This is a genomic window from Kocuria sp. cx-455 (assembly GCF_057707085.1).
On sequence record NZ_JBYIPM010000004.1, the window covers coordinates 39,554 to 58,430 of the forward strand.

Annotated in this window: 17 protein-coding genes and 1 pseudogene; 7 read left to right on the plus strand and 11 right to left on the minus strand. The window is 67.9% G+C overall.

What is annotated here, in order from left to right:
• Window positions 1–66: 66 nt before the first annotated feature.
• The 3 genes and pseudogenes from AC3ENJ_RS07185 to AC3ENJ_RS07195 all read right to left on the minus strand — a co-directional run.
• On the minus strand, window positions 67–1,575 hold the full coding sequence (locus AC3ENJ_RS07185; protein WP_431813556.1) for a peptide MFS transporter: 1,509 nt from the start codon (window positions 1,573–1,575) through the stop codon (window positions 67–69).
• A 153-nt stretch (window positions 1,576–1,728) separates the two neighbouring features.
• Entirely contained in the window at window positions 1,729–2,277 is a 549-nt protein-coding gene (locus tag AC3ENJ_RS07190) for an MFS transporter (protein ID WP_431813557.1), read from the minus strand.
• 52 nt (window positions 2,278–2,329) lie between these two features.
• Window positions 2,330–3,355 (minus strand): annotated as a pseudogene (locus AC3ENJ_RS07195) (MFS transporter); the annotation flags it as partial.
• Between the two features lie 70 nt (window positions 3,356–3,425).
• Here AC3ENJ_RS07195 and AC3ENJ_RS07200 point away from each other — a divergent pair.
• Entirely contained in the window at window positions 3,426–3,920 is a 495-nt protein-coding gene (locus AC3ENJ_RS07200; RefSeq protein ID WP_431813558.1) for a MarR family winged helix-turn-helix transcriptional regulator, read from the plus strand.
• 125 nt (window positions 3,921–4,045) lie between these two features.
• A complete protein-coding gene (locus AC3ENJ_RS07205; RefSeq protein ID WP_431813559.1) occupies window positions 4,046–4,750 on the plus strand; it encodes a PepSY domain-containing protein in 705 nt (234 codons plus the stop codon).
• A 546-nt stretch (window positions 4,751–5,296) separates the two neighbouring features.
• On the opposite strand, the gene AC3ENJ_RS07210 is transcribed toward AC3ENJ_RS07205, so the two are convergent.
• Window positions 5,297–6,700 carry an APC family permease gene (locus AC3ENJ_RS07210; protein ID WP_431813560.1) on the minus strand — a complete coding sequence of 468 codons (1,404 nt, stop codon included), beginning with the start codon at window positions 6,698–6,700 and terminating at the stop codon, window positions 5,297–5,299.
• A gap of 66 nt (window positions 6,701–6,766) precedes the next feature.
• Here AC3ENJ_RS07210 and AC3ENJ_RS07215 point away from each other — a divergent pair, with 66 nt between their 5' ends.
• On the plus strand, window positions 6,767–7,837 hold the full coding sequence (locus AC3ENJ_RS07215; RefSeq protein WP_431813561.1) for a threonine aldolase family protein: 1,071 nt from the start codon (window positions 6,767–6,769) through the stop codon (window positions 7,835–7,837).
• Window positions 7,838–7,894: 57 nt separating this feature from the next.
• Window positions 7,895–8,383 carry a hypothetical protein gene (locus AC3ENJ_RS07220; protein WP_431813562.1) on the plus strand — a complete coding sequence of 163 codons (489 nt, stop codon included), beginning with the start codon at window positions 7,895–7,897 and terminating at the stop codon, window positions 8,381–8,383.
• 479 nt (window positions 8,384–8,862) lie between these two features.
• Here AC3ENJ_RS07220 and AC3ENJ_RS07225 read toward each other — a convergent pair whose 3' ends face one another.
• Both AC3ENJ_RS07225 and AC3ENJ_RS07230 read right to left on the minus strand, forming a co-directional pair.
• A complete protein-coding gene (locus AC3ENJ_RS07225; RefSeq protein WP_190806437.1) occupies window positions 8,863–9,159 on the minus strand; it encodes a hypothetical protein in 297 nt (98 codons plus the stop codon).
• A gap of 46 nt (window positions 9,160–9,205) precedes the next feature.
• Complete coding sequence (locus tag AC3ENJ_RS07230; RefSeq protein ID WP_223841074.1) at window positions 9,206–10,654, minus strand: CynX/NimT family MFS transporter; 1,449 nt, start codon at window positions 10,652–10,654, stop codon at window positions 9,206–9,208.
• Between the two features lie 3 nt (window positions 10,655–10,657).
• On the opposite strand from AC3ENJ_RS07230, the gene AC3ENJ_RS07235 reads away from it, so the two are divergent.
• Window positions 10,658–11,485 (plus strand): AraC family transcriptional regulator, encoded by an 828-nt coding sequence (locus AC3ENJ_RS07235; protein ID WP_308495757.1) that lies wholly within the window; start codon window positions 10,658–10,660, stop codon window positions 11,483–11,485.
• Between the two features lie 146 nt (window positions 11,486–11,631).
• Here the strand turns inward: AC3ENJ_RS07235 and dnaB are convergent, their stop codons facing one another.
• The gene (dnaB, locus tag AC3ENJ_RS07240) at window positions 11,632–14,025 is read right to left on the minus strand and encodes a replicative DNA helicase (RefSeq protein ID WP_190806438.1); all 2,394 of its coding nucleotides are present in this window, start codon (window positions 14,023–14,025) and stop codon (window positions 11,632–11,634) included.
• Between the two features lie 253 nt (window positions 14,026–14,278).
• Here dnaB and AC3ENJ_RS07245 point away from each other — a divergent pair, with 253 nt between their 5' ends.
• Together AC3ENJ_RS07245 and AC3ENJ_RS07250 are read left to right on the plus strand one after the other, a co-directional pair.
• Window positions 14,279–15,715, plus strand: coding sequence for a hemolysin family protein (locus tag AC3ENJ_RS07245; RefSeq protein ID WP_190806439.1), 1,437 nt, complete (start codon window positions 14,279–14,281; stop codon window positions 15,713–15,715).
• Entirely contained in the window at window positions 15,712–16,758 is a 1,047-nt protein-coding gene (locus AC3ENJ_RS07250) for a hemolysin family protein (RefSeq protein WP_190806440.1), read from the plus strand. Before AC3ENJ_RS07245 ends, AC3ENJ_RS07250 begins: the two co-directional genes overlap by 4 nt.
• A gap of 96 nt (window positions 16,759–16,854) precedes the next feature.
• On the opposite strand, the gene AC3ENJ_RS07255 is transcribed toward AC3ENJ_RS07250, so the two are convergent.
• The 4 genes from AC3ENJ_RS07255 to AC3ENJ_RS07270 form a co-directional block, all read right to left on the minus strand.
• Window positions 16,855–17,166 carry a hypothetical protein gene (locus tag AC3ENJ_RS07255; protein WP_431813564.1) on the minus strand — a complete coding sequence of 104 codons (312 nt, stop codon included), beginning with the start codon at window positions 17,164–17,166 and terminating at the stop codon, window positions 16,855–16,857.
• Between the two features lie 170 nt (window positions 17,167–17,336).
• Complete coding sequence (rplI, locus tag AC3ENJ_RS07260; RefSeq protein WP_190806442.1) at window positions 17,337–17,786, minus strand: 50S ribosomal protein L9; 450 nt, start codon at window positions 17,784–17,786, stop codon at window positions 17,337–17,339.
• 20 nt (window positions 17,787–17,806) lie between these two features.
• On the minus strand, window positions 17,807–18,043 hold the full coding sequence (gene rpsR, locus AC3ENJ_RS07265; RefSeq protein ID WP_016998183.1) for a 30S ribosomal protein S18: 237 nt from the start codon (window positions 18,041–18,043) through the stop codon (window positions 17,807–17,809).
• 65 nt (window positions 18,044–18,108) lie between these two features.
• Window positions 18,109–18,783: a single-stranded DNA-binding protein gene (locus tag AC3ENJ_RS07270; protein WP_190806443.1), complete on the minus strand. Its 675-nt coding sequence runs from the start codon at window positions 18,781–18,783 to the stop codon at window positions 18,109–18,111.
• Window positions 18,784–18,877: the final 94 nt, after the last annotated feature.

Below are 18,877 nucleotides of genomic sequence, written 5' to 3' on the forward strand. Positions count from 1 at the left end.
GCGAACTGTCATTCCCACCGTAACGCGGGTGCCCGCCGGGGCCCGGGCAGGGATGACGGGCGCCGGTCAGGCCACAGAGTGCATCCTGCGCCTCAACCACGGGGTCAGGGCGATCAGCAGCACTCCGTACCCGGCCACCACCAAGCCCTGGATGCCGTAGTACACCGCCATGTTCTCGTAGCTGAAGAGTTTCACCAGCTGCGCCTGCAACCCCTGGGACAGGGCCATGGCCGCGAACCACATGGCCATCGTCTGGGAAGCGAACGCGCGGGGTGCAAGTTTGGTGGTGGCGGACATCCCCGAGGTCTGCAGGACGAGGTCGCCCAGGCCCAGGAACACGTAGCACGCCACGAGCCAGGCGCTCGAGAGCAGTGCGGTCCCTGGTGACACCATGGCCCCCAGTGCGACCACGAGGAACGCCACGCCGCCGAGCACGGCGCCGAGCCCCACCTTGGCCGCCACGTGCGGTTGCCGCCGGCCCAGCCGTACCCACAACCATGCCAGGACGGGTCCCATGACGATCTCCACGATCGCCGTGAGAGAGATGTACCAGGTGGAGGGGTACGCGAGACCGAGGAACGTGTTGTCGGTACGCTCCAGCGCCACGAAGTTCAAGGTGTTGCCGGTCTGGAAGTACGTGAGGTTGTAGGCCACCAGGGCGATCAGCAGGAGCACGAAGGGGAAGAGGTTACGCCGTTCCACGTCCGTGACCTTGGGGGAACGGTGCATCCAGAGCAGGTACACCACGGGCACCACCATGGTGATCCCCGTGACCACGTTCACCAGGTTCGCGAGCGCCTCCGCCGATACCACGGCGAACACCACCCCGACGGCCACGGCGGCGGCCACCACGCCGACAGTGCCCCAGAACTTGGCGTCCGGGCGGAAGGCCTCCCGGATCAGCACGGCGCGCTCACGCCCGGCAAGGTTCTTGCTGCCCACCACGTACTGCGCGATACCCAGGATCATGCCCACGGCCGCCGCCGCGAACCCGTAGTGCCACGAGTACGTCTGTCCCAGGAAACCGGCGACCAACGGTCCCAGGAAGGCACCGATGTTGATGCCGGCGTAGTAGATGGAGAACCCGGCGTCCCGGCGTTGATCCCCGATCTCGTAGAGTTCTCCCACCTTGGTGGCCACGTTGGGTTTCAGCAGGCCGGTCCCGGCGATGATCAGCGCGAGCCCGATCCACGTGGTGGTCTCCGCAGGGATGCCCATGCTGATGTGGCCGGCGGCGATGATGATCGCCCCCCACAGCACGGCCCGTTGGGTGCCGGTCACGCGGTCCGCGATCCACGCACCGGCGATCGCCACCAGGTAGACGAGAGCCCCGTAGGCGGCGACCACCGAAGACGCCGTGGCGGAGTCGTAGCCCAGCCCGCCGTCGGCGATCGAGTCCGCGAAGTACAGCGCGAGGATCGCCTGGAACCCGAGGTAGGAGAACCGTTCCCACAGCTCCAGGTTGAACAAGGTGAACAGGCCGCGCGGGTGGTGGAACACTTCCCGCTCCCGGGCCCGCCGGTCCTGAACGCGTGCGGCGCCTGTGGCGGTCTTGGGCAGTGGATCCGTCGTCATGCGTCCATTCTCGCCCCGTCGGCCGTAATGTCCATTTCTCCGACGCCCCGGCGTGTGGCACGGTTCCGGTCGCCTGGGATCCTCATCGCCTCCCGAGTTCGCAGCTCGGTCCCGGACGGCTCCCGATTAGCCGGTCGGACGACGCGGGGTTCGTCAGGACCGCTGCCGCAGCTGCCGCCGGGAGGGAGCGCGATGGCGGGGACCCGTGGTCCGGGACGCGGGCCTCCGCACCGCGGAGGAATCCTCGACGGGGGCCCCGGACGGGCGGACGGGGACGGGACCCTGGGCGGTATCGGATTCCCGGCAGGCCTCCAGGTCCGCGACCGCGGCGGGCGTGGCGACCTCCACGGACGCGGTGGCCTCACCGACGCGTCCTTCCCGCGGGATCAGCAGGACGATACCCATGCCCGCGAGCGCCGCCAGCGCGCCGATGAAGAAGCACAGCTGGAACGCGGCCCCGGTGGGCACCGGATCCGCACCCGCCCCCAGTTCCTGCGTGTTGCTGGTGAGCACCAGGGCCATGACGGCCCCGGCAACGGTGGTGCCCACCGAGCGCATGAGGCTGTTGAGTCCCACCCCCGCGGAGGCCTCCTCCTCGTGGACGTTGCGCAGGATCAGGGTGGGCATCGCGGCGTAACCGATACCCACGCCCGCGCTGGCCACGCAGGACGCGACCATGAGCTGCCACGGCGCGTTGATCATGAACACCGCGATCACGTAGCCGCCGGCCAGTACGCCGGCCCCCCATTGCCAGGGTGATGCGGCCACCGAGGGCGTTGAGCAACCGGGAGGAGATCGGGGTGAACAGCATCATCACCAGACCACCCGGGGCCATCCACAGCCCGGCCTGCAGGATGCTTTGACCCAGGCCGTGGCCGGTGGCCGTGGGCAGTTCCAGCAGCTGCGGGACCACCACGGACTGGGCCATCATGCCGAAGCCGATGAGTACCGCGGCGATGTCGGTGAACAGCACCGGGGCGCGGGCTGTGGTCCTGAGATCCACGAGTGGCTCGTCCCGGCCGAGTTCGTACCATCCCCACAGCAGCAGGACGACAGCCCCGCCCACGAGCATGACCAGGGTCAGGGGCGAGCCCCAGCCCCACTCGTTGCCCTTGGAGAAGCCCACGAGCACGCCGAGCAGGCCCACGGCCAGCCCCACAGTGCCCACCACGTCCAGCTTCCCGGGGTGGGCGTCCTGCAGGTCAGGGACCACCGTGAGACTCAGGACCATGACCACGGCGCCCAGTGCGGCGGAGACCCAGAAGAGGTTGTGCCAGTCCGAGACCTGCGCGATCCAGGCCGCCAGCGGCAGACCGAGCGCGCCGCCCACCCCGAGGGTCGCGCTGACGCCGGCCACCGCGGTGTTGCTCAGGTGCACCGGCACCACCTGCCGGACCGCGCTGATGGCCACCGGAATGTACCCCATGGCGAAACCCTGCAGGACACGCCCCGTGAGCATGAGCGTCACGGAGGGGGCGAGCGCCCACAGCACGGAACCCAGCAGCAGCATGGCGGCCGTCCCTACCAACACGGGCTTCTTGCCGTGGATGTCGGCCAACCGCCCGCCCACGGCCATGGCCACCCCCGCCGAGAGCAGGGTCGCGGTGAGCACCCACGAAGCCGTGCTGGGGCTCGTGGCCAGCAGGTGCGGCAGGGAGCCCTGGATCGGAATGACCAGGCTCTGCATCAGGGCAGCGCTGAGTCCACCGAAGCACAGCACCGAGAAGATGGCGGCGGACCGGCCGGGGAACGGTGCGGTGGAAGGGGTGGATGACTTCATGGGGCGGGTAAACTTCTATCGACGACTTATGTATGCTACATACCCAACAGATCGGCGTAAAGTCGTAGCCATGGAGACTTCGGCCACTCCCTCGGACCCCCTGCGCCACGTGCCCGACGCCGCGCAGCGCCAGGACGCGTGGCTGCTCAACCAGCTCCTGCGCCTGGACGTGCACCGCCGGGCCGTGGACCACCGCAGCACGCTGGGCACTGCGGACAGCCGGCTGCTGTGGCTGCTCTCCGACGGCAGGGCCCGCACCCTGCGCGAGATCGCCCAGGACCTGCGACTGGAGCAGTCCACCGTGAACCGGCAGGCCAATGCTGCACTCGCGGCGGGGCTGGTGGCGCGCCGGAAGGGCGAGGGTTCGGCCGGGATGGTCTTCAGCCCCACCCCGGAGGGCAAACAGGCCCTGGACGACGCCACGGACTTCGCTCTCGACTGCTGCACCCGCGGTCTGCAGGCCCTGGAACCGGAGGAGAGGCAGCGGTTCCTGGGGATGCTCCGGCGCTTCATCGCCGCCTACGGCATTGCCGCGCACGCCGATTCCGGGGCCGGTGGCGGCTGATCACCCCGCGCCGCCGGGTGGACAGCCACCGGGTCTTGTTCCCCCCCCATCGATCATCCCTAGCCTGAGTATTTCCAGTACCTGCATTTTCGCAATACGACAGCAAGCAGAAATCAGGGGTTCCCATGCGTAAGAATGCCACAGCAACCGTCTTCCTCCTGGTCGCGCTCGCGCTGGGGGGTTGCTCCAGTACCGATCCGGGCGGTGGAGACCAAGGAGCCGGTGAGAGCCCCGAGGTCAACGCCACGGAGGCCCCGGACCAGTCTCCGGGCATGCAGACCCCCGCGGCGGCCGCTGAGACCTATTCGGCGACGATGCCGGGAACGGAGAACCCCTCGGCCTCCGGCAGCGCGGACGCCAGCGGGCCCATCGATCTGTCGAATCACGAGTTCCCCGTGAGCTGGCAGGACGCACTGCAGAAGGCTCAGGACAAGTTCGACGGCGACGTCAGCAAGATCGAGCTGGAGCAGAGCGACACCGGCGGTTACGAGTACAAGATCGAGCTGCTCTCCGACCAGCAGAAGTACGCGATGCAAGTGGACGCAAACTCTGGAGACGTCGCCAACGAGAAGACCGACGACTTCGACGGCGACAAGGTCGGGACCGAGCGGCAGCAGAAGCGCATCGATATGGACAGCGTGGTGTCCCTGGACGAGGCGATGGACGCCGCCAAGGGCGCACAGGACGGGCCGATCAACAAGTGGAAGCTGGAGGGCAAGGAGTCCGGCCCGCAGTACGAGTTCGACATCGACAAGTCGGACAACCCGCAGGACGGCGACTACGAGGTGCAGGTGGACGCCAAGACCGGGAAGGTCACCCAGCAGGGCTGACCGACCCCGGCGCCCGCCCGTCGATCGTTCGGGAGCGGCCGGGTGGGCGCCGCCGTCGGCGCGCCGGTGAGACCCACCGGCGCGCGTTACTTTTGGTGCTGCACGCACCCGCCTCCCTCGGCAGAAAGACCGTGATAACCGCAGGGCCCGCCACTCGGTCTCCGATTCCTCCACCGCACCCCACGCCACCCGGGCTCCCGAAAAGGGCGGCGCGGGACAGCGGCGGGGCGATGGCGCACCCGATCCCCAGCGGTGGAAGATCCTGACGGTGCTGCTCGTGGCGATCTTCATGTCGCTGGTGGGAGTGAGCATCCTCAACGTGGGGCTGCCCTCCATCCAGACCGGCCTGGGTGCCAGTCAGTCCCAACTGCAGTAGATCCTCTCCGGCTACGCGCTGACGTTCGGGGTGGTCCTCGTGGCCGCGGGCCGGGCCGTGGGCGTTGTGCGGGCTGCTGTTCACCATCGTCCTGGCGATCGTGGGCCGGGTCATCGGCATGTTCTGACCCGCCACCCTGCCCACCCCGGGCGGGCCGGACACGGCGGCGCTCAGGCCGCGGCGTCATCCCGGGCGGCCCGCCGCCGTCGTGCCACCAGCACCACCGCGCCCAGCACCGCCCACGCGACACCCACCAGCAGGGCGACCCGGGTGGAGTTCGCCAAGACCGCCAGCAGCACGAACGCCCCGAGCACCGGCACCACCACATGCCGGGCCACGGATACCCGGCCGCCGCGGCGTCGGATCGCGAAGTAGGCGATCACCGAGGCATGGACCAGCACGAAACCGGTCAGCGCGCCCACGTCCACCAGCGAGACCACCAGATCCAGCCCGTCCCCCCGCGTGGCCGCCCAGCCGGCGACGAGCACGTTACCGAGCGCGGCCACGAGCACCCCCGTCAGCGGTGCCCCGGTACGCGCCGAGACGCGGGAGAAGAACGCGGGCAGGGCACCGGACCGACCCATGTCCAGCATGATGCGGGATGCCGCCGCCTGCCCCACGAGCGCGGAGAACACCGCGCCCACGGCCTTGGCCAGAGCCAGCAGCCAGTACAGCACCCCGGAGATCTCGGACTGCACCATGGCGTAGTAGGCACTGCCCTGCAGGGACGGGTCCGCCTGCAGTTCGGCGGTGGACAGCGGGCTGAGCAGAGCACCCACGTAGGTCTGGGCCATGAACAGGATCCCCACCACCACCAGGCACACGAGCGTGGCCCGCCCGATCACAGCGCTGCCGCCGCGGGTTTCCTCCGCGAAGGTGGCCAGGGCGTCGAAGCCCAGGTAGGACAGCACCGCCACGGCCACCGCCCCGAGCAGCAGGTGCCACGAGAGCCCGGCCGCGCCGCCCGTAAAGGGTTCGAGCCAGCCGCGCACCGGGCCGTGCAGGGCCAGTACGCGGGCCCCGGCCGCCAGGACGGCCAGCAGTACGAGGGTCTCCACGATCACCACCACCATGGAGATCCTGGCGGTGACCCGCACCCCGGCGATGTTCAGGCCCGTGGTGACCACCACCGCCACGATCACGAACGCCCACACCGGCACGGCGGGGAACAGCGAGTTCAGGGCGATCCCGGAGAACAGGTACGCCACCGAGGGAATCAACAGGTAGTCCAGCAGCACCATCCACCCGGCCATGTGCCCGGTGCGCGGGCCGATGGCCACCTGCGCGTAGGCGAACACGCTGCCGGCGCGCGGCACCGCACGGGACATCAGCGCGTAGCTGGAGGCGGTGAGCGCCATCGCCAGGGTGGCCACCAGGTACACCAGGGGCACGACGCCGCCGGACTTCGCGTCCAGCGCCCCGAACACCCCCACCGCGGCGGCCGGGCCGATGAACACGAGCCCGTAGGCCACCAGCTGGAGGAAGGTGACCTCGCGGCGCAGCCCCGGAGGGTGCGTTCCCGGAGACTGCCGGGCGGGGTGGTCGGAGCCCACGGGCTTTTCGGATGATGACATGGCGGCAAGCCTAAGACAGCGGCGGAACCCTGTCGCCCCGGCCGGGCCCGGCGGTACCGTGACGCCATGACCGCGCACAGCCACGGACCTTTGCTGCCCAACTTCGCCTCCGACAACGCCGCCGGGATCCACCCCGACGTCCTCGCCGCCATCACCGCGGCCAACGAGGGCCACCACCCCGCCTACGGGCACGACCCCTACACGGAAAAACTGCGGCAGCGGACGCGGGAGGTCTTCGGCGAGCACGCCGTCGTCCACCCCGTGCTCAACGGCACCGGCGCCAATGTGACGGCGCTGCAGACCATGCTGCCGCGCTGGGGCGCGGTGATCACCGCGGCCTCCGCGCACATCAACACCGACGAGGGCGGGGCGCCCGAGCGCACCGGCGGCATCAAACTGCTGCCCGTCCCCACCGCGGATGGCAAGCTCACCCCCGAGCTGATCGACCGGGAGGCGTGGGGCTGGGGGAACGTGCACCGCACTCAGCCGGCGGTCGTGTCCATCACGCAGGTCACCGAGCTCGGCACGGTCTACTCCCTCGACGAGGTCCGCGCGCTCGCCGATCACATCCACGACCGCGGGATGCTGCTGCATATGGACGGCGCGCGGATCTGCAACGCCGCGGCAGCCCTCGGCGTCACCCTGCGGGAGGCGACCACCGATGTCGGCGTGGACGTGCTCAGCTACGGCGGCACCAAGAACGGGGCCATGCTCGCCGAGGCCGTGATCGTGCTGAACCCCGACGCCGCACCGGGCCTCGACTATGCCCGCAAGTACCTCATGCAGCTGGCCTCGAAAATGCGCTTCCTCTCCGCGCAGCTGACCGCGCTACTCACCGACGATCTCGGGATCCGCAACGCCCGGGCCGCCAACGCCATGGCGGCCCGGCTGCGCGAGGCAGTGGCGGCTGGCATGGCGGACGGTTCGATCCGCGGCGTCGAGTTCAATCAGCCGACGCGGGCCAACAGCCTGTTTGTCACCCTGCCCGCCGGTGCGGCCGAGCGGCTGCGCGAGCGGTTCCGGTTCTACGACTGGGATGCCGCTCACCGGCAGGTGCGGTGGATGTGCAGTTTCGACACCACCCGGCAGGAGGTGGACGAGTTCGTGGCGGAGATCGCCAGGGTCACGTCCGGCTGATACTCCTCCGAGCACCCCTGCTACGGTTGCGTCACAGCCCACACGAGAGGCTTCTTCGTGCCTGAGACGACGACGTCCCAGACCACTTCCCGGACCACCTGCGCGGTGGTCAACCCCGCCACCGGGGAACTCGTCGAGGAAGCGGAGGGCGCCTACGGGCCGCTGTCCTCCTGGACGGCCGACGAGGGTGCCGAGATGCCGTTCGGCGGCGTCAAGCGTTCCGGGTTCGGCCGGGAACTCGGGCCGCGAACTGGACCGCGCGACCAACTCCGTCAGGCCCTGCGCAGCCAGCACGCCGGCCGGGTGCGGGCCGGCGGCCGCGAAGTACGCCGCCCACTCCCGCGGCAGGGGGTCGCGCCCGCCCACCAGCACCAGGTTGCCCGCGTTCCGGCCCGTGCACATCCCCGGCCCGCGAGACACCACACGTCCGCGGAGACCGCCCGCATCGCCCGGGCCTGGTCCGCGAGGGACGCGAGCCCCGGGTCGTCGCCCACGTTGACCACCATCACCCCGCCCGGCGCCAGCAGCGGGGCGGCCTCCTCGTAGAAGGCCACCTTCGCGAGGTGGGCGGGGCGAGCCGCGGCCGGTGAAGACGTCGAGCACCATCGCGACCACGGTGCTCGGAGCGGCGACACGGGGCAGTGCCGCGCGGGCGTCGTCGACGACGATCCGCATTCGCGCCCCGTCGGCAGCGGTAGCGCCTCGAGGACAAGACTGGGCAACTCTTCCTCCCGCTCGACGGTGACCTGCCCGGAACCGGGGCGGGTCACCGCGATACAGCGGGCCAGGGTCATAGCCCCCGTCCCCAGGTGCACCGCGGTGATCGGGACGCCCGGGCGGAGCCACGACGTCCACGACGTCGCCGATCCGCCGCAGGTACTCGTGGAAGATCTCCTCCGGGTGCGCGAGGTTCACGTGCGGCTACTCGGCCCCGTCCAGGCGCGGCACCCGGCCGCACTCGACGAACCGGTCCGGAACCATCTCGGCGTCCACTCCGGCCGTCTCCAGGTACCTGCGCATGCACCTCATCCTCCCGGTCTCTTCGTGCCAAGGAGAGTGTTGGCCGTCAGGGTTTCGTGACGTCTCGACAGCACCGCGGTGGCGTCGTTGGCATGGCAGACAGACACCGGTACACGGCCGAATTCCCAGCGGAAAACGGGGTTCCGGCACAGCTGCCCCGTCCGTGCGGCGTCCCGGTCGATGTGCACGAACCACGCGCCGTCCTCATGCACCACGGCCCGCACGACGCCGCCGGCGCACACCTCCTGCCGATTGGACAGGTACGCTCCGCTCACCCCCTGCTGTTGCGGATCATCGAACACCGCATGGTAGCTCTCGCCGTACATCGGGGCGTGGAGCGAGCCGCCCTCACACCCGCCCGGCCAGCACGTGCCCGTCCCGCCCGGCGACCAGACCCGTCACCAGCTGGAGCACCAGCACGATCCCGAAGACCAGGATCGGCACTTCCCAGCCGTCCGTGAGGCTGTGCAGGGCGCCGATCCCCAGGGGCCCCAGGCCCGCGATGACGTATCCCCAGCCCTGGGCCATGGTGGAGAGGTGCCCGGTGTGGTGAACATCCGGGGAGCGCCACACGATGAAGCTCAGCCCCAGGCTGATCGAGGCCCCCTGCCCCAGCCCGATCAGCGTCATCCACACGTAGGCGCCCTGCACCGGCGCCAGCAGCAGGCCCAGGAATCCTCCGGCGGTCACCAGCACGGTCAGCACCACGGCCAGGCCGGCCCGCCGGAGGCGCTGGGCGAGCATCGGGGCCAGCAGCGCCGTCGCGATCGCGGGGAACTGGGAGAAGGACAGCAACCACCCAGCGGTGTGCTCGTCCATCCCGCTGTCCCGCAGGATCGTGGGGATCCACGTGATGGCGGTGTAGTAGCTCATGGACTGGAATCCCATGAACAGGGTCACACCCCACGCGAGCCTATCCTTCATGAGCCGGCGAAAGGTCGGCTCCCGGCGTTCGAGGACCTCGGCCACGGCCTCGCGCACCGGCTGCCGGCCGCTGGACCAGCGCAGCTGCGGCAGCCAGAGCAGGAAGGCGGCCAGGGCGGGCAGCGCCCCCGTGGCCAACGCCAGCCGCCACGATCCGGTGGCCGCGGCCACCGGGGCGGTGACACCGGACGCCGCGGCGGCGCCGACGAACAGCGCCGTGGAGTACAGGCCCATCATCAGCCCCGCGCGGTGAGCGAAGTCCTGCTTGATGATCGTGGGCATCACCACGTTGCCGATGGCGATGGTCATCCCCACCAGCACGGTGCCCCCGAACAGCGCGACGGCGTGGACCTCCAGCCGCAGGGCGATCCCCGCGGCCATCACGAACATGGTCATGCCCAGCAGCCGGTGCATGCCCCAGCGCTTCTGCAGCCCGGGCGTGAGGAACGCGAAGACCCCGAAGGCGAACACCGGGATCGCGGTCAGCAGGCTGGTCACCGTGCCGGAGAAGCCCATGTCCGCCCTGATCTCGGCGATCACCGGCCCCACGGCGGCCACCCCCACACGCAGGTTGAACGCGATCAGCAGCAGCCCGGCCGCGAGCAGCAGGGGCCGGTCCGCGGGTGTGCGGGGGCCCCGTCCGCGCGACGGGACGACGGGCGCGGGGGTCTCGGGCGCGGGCGTCGTGGCCGCCGGGTCCACGGGCAGCGAGGACGCGGCCCCGGGCCCCTCGGGCGTCACGGCTGGAACGGAACCGGTGGACACGAACACGGAACTCCTCGGGTGGTGGGGTGCGGCGGCCGGTCCGGTCGCGCGCAGGAACTGGGCCAGTACATCCTGGATCGTCGTGTCCCGCGACCGGTAATATGCCATGTTGTGTCGGAAAACCGCCAGATCGGCTCTTTTGAGGACCCGTACTCTCCCGAGGGGACGGACAAGCAGGTCCACCGCTTCAACCACCGTCACCTGACCCCGCTGCATTCCCACCACCGCGGTCACCTGGTCTACCCCGTCACCGGTGTGCTCTCCCTGACCACGGTTCAGGGGTCCTGGATCGCCCCGGCCAACCGCATCGCGTGGGTCCCGGCCGGCGCCGTGCATCAGCACCGGGCGCACGGCGCAGTGGACATGCGCCTGGTGTATCTGGACCCGAACCCGGCCGAGCAGTTGCCCGAGCACCCGGCGGTGCTGCTCATGACCCCGCTGGCCCGCGAGGCGGTCCTGGCGTTGACCGGCGGCGCCGCGGGCGAGGACACGAGCCGCGGACCGGAGCGGCGCGCGCGGTTGCGGCAGGTACTGCTCGACGAGCTCGGCCCGAGCCCCGAGCAACCCTTACATCTTCCCTTGCCCCGGGACCCGCGGCTACGGCAGGTCGCGGCGCTGCTCGCCGAAGATCTCTCCCGCCCGGTCACCCTGGAGCAGATCGGGCGCCGGATCGGTGTGGGGGAGCGGACACTGAGCCGGCTGTGCAGAGAGGAACTGGGCATGGGCTACCGGCAGTGGCGCAGCCAGTACCGGTTGCACCGGGCCATGGTCCTGCTCGCCGAAGGCCGTCCGGTGCTGCGCACCGGCGCGGAATGCGGCTGGTCCACCGCGAGCACGTTCAGCGACGCCTTCAAGCGGCTCGTAGGGAAAACGCCCGGCGAGTACCGCCGCCTGGCGGCCGGGCAGGGCGCAGGAGATTCCGTCCTGGCGCCGCGGTGACCGCGGCACGGCGAGCACGGCGTGCCGCGGGTGCTGCACCTCCGGCACGGCCCGCAGCACGGTGACCAGGTCGTCCCGGTGAATCCAGTTGGTCATACGGCGGTGCGCGAGAGTCTCTCCGCGAAGCACCCGCTGGATCAGCGACGTCAGAACCCCTCCAACGCCATGTTCGCGAACCGGGAGTAGTGACCCTGGAACGCCACCACGATGGTCTTGGTGGGGCCGTTACGATGCTTCGCCACGATCACGTCTGCCTCACCGGCACGCGGTGACTCCTTGTCGTACACGTCCTCGCGGTGCAGCAGGATGACCATATCCGCGTCCTGTTCAATCGAGTTGTGGACGGTCACGCCGTTGGCCACGAAATTGTGGGCGCCAACCACGGTGGCATCGAAGACTTCCTCCACGCCGTCATCCTCGATGGACACAATGCGATCCCAATACAGATCGTTCATCGCCATCATGTCCAGGTCGTGGGTATCGAGGGCGGAGACGACTTCCTCCAGCCGCGATTGGGGCGGTCGGGTCATCGTTGCTGTGCCGCCACCAGCCACAGCGGATACGGAGGAATCGCCGGACACCGCTACGCGGTTTTCCAGAAGACTCCGGACCTCGTCCCACGCGTTGTACATCCCGCCGGAGCCAGGAGCAGCTTTCTCGGCCTTCTTAGCTCGCAAAGCAGCGCGCAGCTGCGCCGCAGCCACCGCGGATCCACCGTTCACAGGGATCTGCTCCAGGAACATCAGCTGATCCTCAAACTCGTCAATCGACACGACAGAACCAGCAGAGACACCGTCAGCAGAAGAAACGGTCCCCACGATTCCAAACCGCAACAACAGGCGGGCCACGGCGTCGGCAGCCTCGCGCGACGTCGTTGCCAAAGACATCTCACCGCACTCACCGGAACCCGCATCCGAAACCGATCCGAAACGGGACCATACTGAGCCGAGTAGCAACCGCACCTGCTCCTTGGGAAGCGCGAATACGGACGCTGGCACGGACGAGAGCCCGGCCAACTGAGCGCCCAGTGCGGACACCTCAGCGTCACTCATGGACACAGAAGAAGCGGGCGCCCCCACGTGCCGCGGGATCCCCACACGATCCCCCACACCCAGGTCGCCCAGAGCCCGCCAGCCCGCGTACGTGAAGAACTTGTGGTTCGCCGTCGCCCGCACTTCGCGCCCGGAGGCAAGGCCTAACCGGAAGACAGGCTTCACACCGGTGGAGAACACATGCGTCATCGGACGCTGCACGTAGCGCAGATCGTCCGCGAGCGCCCACACGGGCACATCCTTCTCGCCCGACTCGTACAGCTCACGCATGGTCGTCTCCGCGCCCGTGTCCGCGCGCAAAATCCGAGTGTCGCCGGTCAGGCAACCCGATTCACGCAGATCACTCACCTGCGGCTTCTTATCCGTGCGCTGCTCGGAACCACGGTTGAGCTGGGACAGCGCGATGACCGGGACTTCGAGCTCCTTGGCCAGCAGCTTGAGCGCGCGGGAGAACTCGGAGACCTCTTGCTGACGGGACTCGACCTTCTTGCCGGAACTCATGAGCTGCAGGTAGTCGAGCACCACGAGCTTCAGATCGTGCTTCTGCTTCAGGCGCCGGCACTTTGCGCGGATCTCCATGAGCGACATGTTCGGCGAATCATCGATGAACAGCGGCGCCGAGTCCATCTTGCCCATGATCTGCGCGATCTTGGCCCACTGCTCGTCCTGCAGTGTGCCGGCGCGCAGGTCCTGCATCTGCAGGGTGCCCTCGGCGGCCAGCAGACGCATGGCGATCTCGTTGCGGCTCATTTCGAGCGAGAAGATCACGGACGTCATGTTGTGCTTGATGGACGCGGAGCGTGCGATGTCCAGCGCGAACGTGGACTTACCCATGGCCGGGCGCGCCGCGATCACGATCATCTGGCCACCCTGGAAACCGTGGGTCAGCTCGTCCAGTTCAATGAACCCGGTGGGCACACCCTGCATGCCCTCGCGGTTACCGGCGGCCTCGATCTCATCGACCGCGGCCTCCATGACCTCGCTGAGCACCACGTAGTCCTCGGACGTGCGCCGCTCCGCCACCTGATAGATCTCACCCTGGGCCTCGTTGACGATGTCATCGACCTCGCCGTCCTGCGAGTACCCCAGCTGCGCGATCTTGGTACCAGCCTCCACCAACCGCCGCAACACCGCACGCTCACGCACGATCTCCGCATAGAATCCCGCGTTCGCCGCGGTCGGCACGGACGCGATCAGCGAGTGCAGGTACGCCACACCACCGATGCGTTCGATCTCACCGCGCTTGGTGAGCTCGTCGCCCACGGTGATCGCATCGGCGGGTTCGCCGCGCCCGTACAGGGAGATCACGGCGTCGTAAATGGATTCGTGCGCCGGCTTGTAAAAATCCACGCCGCGCAGCACTTCCACCACGTCCGCAATGGCGTCCTTGGAGAGCAGCATGCCGCCCAGCACCGACTGCTCCGCCACGTTGTCGTGCGGCAGCGAGCGGCCGTACTCCTCGCGCGATCCGGACGTGTATTCCGACACCCTGACTCACTTCCATTCCTCGAAGACTGCGCTCCATTGTCGCACCGTGCGAGGACATGGATAACACGCATTCGCCAAGGGGGACTACGACGCCGCTCGCCCCCTGGAAACTCCCGGGTTCCGCCTGTAGATTTGTCCCGTTTTATACCTCGCGGCGCACCGAGCGCGGCCTTCATTAAGATACGGAGATCATGAGCGCCCCTAGCGACGCCCCCTGCAAAAGACCCGGTTTTCTGAGTTGTAGCCAGGGGTGGTGGAGCTAGTGGAAGTCGTCTCCGTCATCATCGGAGTTGTGCTGATTGCAGCGTGCGGTGCCTTTGTGGCCGCCGAGTTCTCCCTCATCACCGTCAATCGCAATGACGTAGAGGCCGCCGCCAAGACCGGCGACCGCCGCTCCCAGGGTGTGCTGAAGGGTATGAAGACCCTGTCCACCCAGCTCTCCGGAGCTCAGCTGGGCATCACGGTGACCAACCTGGGTATTGGCTTCCTCGCGGAACCGGCCATTGCCGCCTTGATCACGGGCCCGCTCACCGATGCCGGTCTGTCACCGGTCGCGGCCCGTTCCACCTCCATCACGCTGGCGCTGGTACTGGCCACCGGCCTGACCATGATCTTCGGCGAACTGGTACCCAAGAACCTTGCCATTGCCAAGCCGCTGGCCACCGCTAAGGCGGTGGTCGGCTTCCAGCGCGGCTTCACCAAGGTGCTGGGTTGGCCCATCCGCCTGTTCAACAACAACGCCAACACGATCGTGCGCGCGGTGGGCGTGGAACCACAGGAGGAACTGGCCTCAACACGCTCCCCGGAGGAACTCGCCGGACTGGTCCGTCACTCCGCCAATCAGGGCGCGCTGGCCTCCCAGACCGCGGAACTCGTGGAGCGTTCGTTCGCGTTCGGTGACCGCCGCGCGCATGACGTGATGACCCCGCGCGGTCAAATGGTCACCCTGTCCCCGAACAACACCGTGCGGGATCTGCTGCGGGAGTCCAAGGCCACGGGCTTCTCCCGCTTCCCCGTGCTCCACGAGGACAAGGAACACGTTCTGGGCCAGGTGCACGTGCGCCAGGCCCTGGCCGTGCCCTACGTCCAGCGTGAGTCCGTGACCGTGGAGGACATCATGGGCGAGGCGCGATTTGTCCCGGACACCGTGGAGCTCGATGACCTCATGGACGTGCTGCGCACCGGTGCCCTGCAGATGACGCTGCTCGTGGACGAGTTCGGCGATATCGCCGGGCTGGTCACCCTGGAGGACCTCGTGGAGGAACTCGTGGGTGAGGTGCGCGACGAGCACGACCCCCAGGACGAGCCTCACGCCGAACAGCACGACGACGTCTGGACCTTCGCCGCCGCCCTGCGCCCGGACGAGGCCAGTGAGCACCTGGGTGTCACGGTCCCCGAACACGAGGACTACGAGACCTTGGCCGGGCTCATCACCCTGGATTTGGGCCGCCTGGCCGAGGTGGGAGACACCGTCACGGTCGCATCCGATCCGGACCCCGGTGAGGAACCCCGGCTCATCACGTTCGAGGTGACCGGCCTGGACGAACACCGCATCACCGAGCTGACCGCTCGCGTGCGCGAGCTGCCGTCCGAGGATGAGACCGAGCGCGAGAACCGGGAGCACCACGCGAAGGCCACGGACCGCCCCGAGGCCGCCAGCGGCGTCGTCGAGCAGGAGGAGAACCGATGAGTGACTTCGCCGGACTGCTGTTCACCGTGGTGCTACTGGCGGGCAACGCATTTTTCGTGGGCGCGGAGTTCGCCCTGATCTCCGCCCGCCGCACCGTGATCGAACCCAGGGCACTCGAGGGTAAATGGGCCGCCAAGGTCACCCTCAAGGCCATGGAGAACGTCTCGCTCATGATGGCCGGCGCGCAGCTGGGCATCACCATCTGCACCCTGGCGCTGGGCGCCATCAGCGAACCGGCCATCGCGCACCTGCTCGAGGTCCCGTTCGCCGCGCTCGGGGTGCCCGAGGCCGTGCAGCACCCGATTGCGTTCGCGATCGCGCTGGCCCTGGTGACCTATCTGCACGTGGTGGTCGGCGAGATGGTCCCGAAGAACATTGCGCTGGCCACCCCCGAGCGCAGCGCCCTGGTGCTGGGACCCATGCTGACGGGGGTGGTGACCGTGCTGCGGCCGCTGCTGTGGCTCATGAACGGGATCTCCAATGGCATTCTGCGCCTGATGCGGGTGCAACCCAAGGACGAGGTCACCTCGGTCTTCACCCGCAACGAGGTGGCCGCCCTGGTCGCCGAATCACGCCACGGCGGGCTGCTCGAAGCCAACGACGAGCGCCTGCTGCTGGGCGCCCTGACCTTCGAGGAACGCAGCGTCAACGGCATCCTGATCCCCATGAGCGAGGTGACGTGCCTGCCCTCGGGCGTGACCACGGCCCAGGCGGAGATCATCGCCGCAGACAGTTACTCGCGCTTCCCGATGCTCGCCCGAGACGGCTCGCTGGCCGGTTACGTTCATATCAAGGACCTGATCGAAGAGGACGACGCCGCTCGCGACCTTCCCATCCAGGCCTCCCAGGTGCGCGCGCTGCCCCGCATTGGCGCTGATATGCCGCTGCGGCAGGCGCTGACCATCATGCAGAATTCGGGTGCCCACCTGGGCGCTGTGACCTCACCGGACGGCCGGGTGGAGGGCATCGTGACGCTGGAGGACATGCTTGAGGAACTCGTGGGGCAGATCCGCGACGACAGCCGCATGATTCGGGAGGCTTAATGACACACGCTGTCCACGGGTTGTGGAAAACCTGTGGACAGTGTGTGGAACACGCCGCGTAACTTGTGCACGGGTTGTGGGCGGCGCTGTGGATAACTAGAGCGCGACGGCCATCAACCCAAGCCATAGCAAGGGTGAGAACAGCAGCGACAGTACCAACAACATGATGAATCTCCCCCTGAGCAGGGGAAAAGCAACCAGCCCGGCAATGGCCAATATCGCCGCAGTAATGGATGCTACGACGCTGATGACCAACCCGACCACCAGTACCACCACGGCCCCCTGGGGATCCAGGGAATTGCCCAGGGAAAAACTTCCGGCGAAGGCGGCCACGGTCAGGCCAAGGCAGCCCAGCCCAACCCAGTAAAGCCGGGACCCGCTGAGTCCCCTGTGTGCCTTGATCTCCATATGAAAATCGTTGCACGTAACCCCCTGGGACGGCCGACCGTGACACGTGGGAAAGTCATCGGTGCCGCCCGGGCCGTGGAACCGCAGAGAAAATCCCGCAGGTCAGTGACCTACGGGATTTGTCTCCATCACATTCTGGGGACATTGTGCGAAATGCCCAGGGGATGAAATCAGGCGGGGACAACCTCGAACTCGACGTTCGCGTTGACCTCTTCGTGCAGCCGAACCACGGCCTGATACATGCCGGTGGTCTTGATGCGCTGGGTGAGCTCGACACGACGCTTGTCGATGGAGCCCAGACCCGAGGCCTCAACGGCCTTGGCGATGTCGTCAGCGCGCACCGTGCCGAACAAGCGGCCCTCGGCACCGGACTTGACCGGAACGGTCAAGGTGGTGGAGGTCAGCTTGGCAGCCAGAGCCTGTGCGTCCTCCAGGGATGCCAGGTCACGAGCGGCACGTGCGTTCTTGATGGATTCGATCTGCTTTTCAGCGCCACGGCTCCAGGGGGTTGCAAAACCGCGCGGGAAGAGGAAGTTACGGGCGTAGCCGTTCTTCACGTCAACCACGTCACCGGCTGAACCCAGCCCGGAAACTTCGTGGGTCAGAATGATCTTTGCCATAGATTCTCAGTCCTCTCAGATCAGCGGCCGGCGCCGGAGTAGGGCAGCAAAGCAACTTCACGAGCGTTCTTGATCGCCAAGGCGATCTTGCGCTGCTCCTGAACGGACACGCCGGTCACGCGGCGTGCACGGATCTTGCCGCGGTCGGAGATGAACTTGCGAAGCAGAGCGACGTCTTTGTAATCGATCTCGGTGACGCCTGCCGCCTTGAGCGGGTTCTGCTTTGGTTTCGGCTTGCGAATTTCAGCCTTGGCCATCGTGGTGCTCCTTTTCGGATGCGGAGCCCGCAGGCGAACCTGCGGGATGGGGTGAATAAGTGTGTTTAGAAGGGGGGCTCGTCTTCGGAATCAGTACCCCAGTCGTAATTACCACCGGAGGATTGACCCCAAGGATCGTTGCCCTGTTGCGGACGCTGCTGCGGGCCACCGCCGCGGTTGGCACCGGGGTTACCCCCGCCAAAACCGCCTTGCTGGTTGCCGCCGCCGGAACCGGCGAAGTTGCCGCCCTGGTTTCCACCAAAGCCGCCCTGCTGGCCGCCGCCGTATCCGGAGTCTCCCCCGAATCCGCCACCGCCGCCGGTGTTACCGAAGTTCTGGTTGCCGCCGTAGGAGTTGCCTCCCTGACCACCACCGCGCGAGTTCCGGTTGACCTTGGCGGTTGCGTACCGCATGGAAGGGCCGATCTCGTCGACTTCCAGCTCTTGGCTGGTGCGTCGCTCCCCTTCCTTGGTCTCGTAAGAGCGTGCTTTGAGCCGACCTTGAACGATCACGCGAGTGCCCTTGGTCAGGGACTCGGCCACGTTCTCCGCCGCCTCACGCCACACCGAGCAGCGCAAGAACAGGGTCTCCTGATCTTTCCACTCATTGGACTGCCGATCGAAGGCCCGCGGGGTGGACGCAATCGTGAAATTGGCCACCGCGGCTCCGGACGGAGTGAAGCGCAGTTCGGGGTCGGCGGTCAGATTGCCGATCACTGTAATGACGGTATCGCCAGCCATGTGAACCTCCGGTATCTGTGGACGCTGGATGCGAGACGTTGTGGGTTTTGAAGCATCTCACGGTTAACCCGTACGGGCCGTGTGTGAGGCACCC

Coding starts and splice junctions, on each gene's coding strand:
- AC3ENJ_RS07185 (WP_431813556.1), bottom strand. CDS start 1,575: ATGACGACGGATCCACTGCCCAAGACCGCCACAGGCGCCGCACGCGTT.
- AC3ENJ_RS07190 (WP_431813557.1), bottom strand. CDS start 2,277: ATGATCAACGCGCCGTGGCAGCTCATGGTCGCGTCCTGCGTGGCCAGC.
- AC3ENJ_RS07200 (WP_431813558.1), top strand. CDS start 3,426: ATGGAGACTTCGGCCACTCCCTCGGACCCCCTGCGCCACGTGCCCGAC.
- AC3ENJ_RS07205 (WP_431813559.1), top strand. CDS start 4,046: ATGCGTAAGAATGCCACAGCAACCGTCTTCCTCCTGGTCGCGCTCGCG.
- AC3ENJ_RS07210 (WP_431813560.1), bottom strand. CDS start 6,700: ATGTCATCATCCGAAAAGCCCGTGGGCTCCGACCACCCCGCCCGGCAG.
- AC3ENJ_RS07215 (WP_431813561.1), top strand. CDS start 6,767: ATGACCGCGCACAGCCACGGACCTTTGCTGCCCAACTTCGCCTCCGAC.
- AC3ENJ_RS07230 (WP_223841074.1), bottom strand. CDS start 10,654: ATGGCATATTACCGGTCGCGGGACACGACGATCCAGGATGTACTGGCC.
- AC3ENJ_RS07250 (WP_190806440.1), top strand. CDS start 15,712: ATGAGTGACTTCGCCGGACTGCTGTTCACCGTGGTGCTACTGGCGGGC.
- AC3ENJ_RS07255 (WP_431813564.1), bottom strand. CDS start 17,166: ATGGAGATCAAGGCACACAGGGGACTCAGCGGGTCCCGGCTTTACTGG.
- rplI (WP_190806442.1), bottom strand. CDS start 17,786: ATGGCAAAGATCATTCTGACCCACGAAGTTTCCGGGCTGGGTTCAGCC.
- rpsR (WP_016998183.1), bottom strand. CDS start 18,043: ATGGCCAAGGCTGAAATTCGCAAGCCGAAACCAAAGCAGAACCCGCTC.
- AC3ENJ_RS07270 (WP_190806443.1), bottom strand. CDS start 18,783: ATGGCTGGCGATACCGTCATTACAGTGATCGGCAATCTGACCGCCGAC.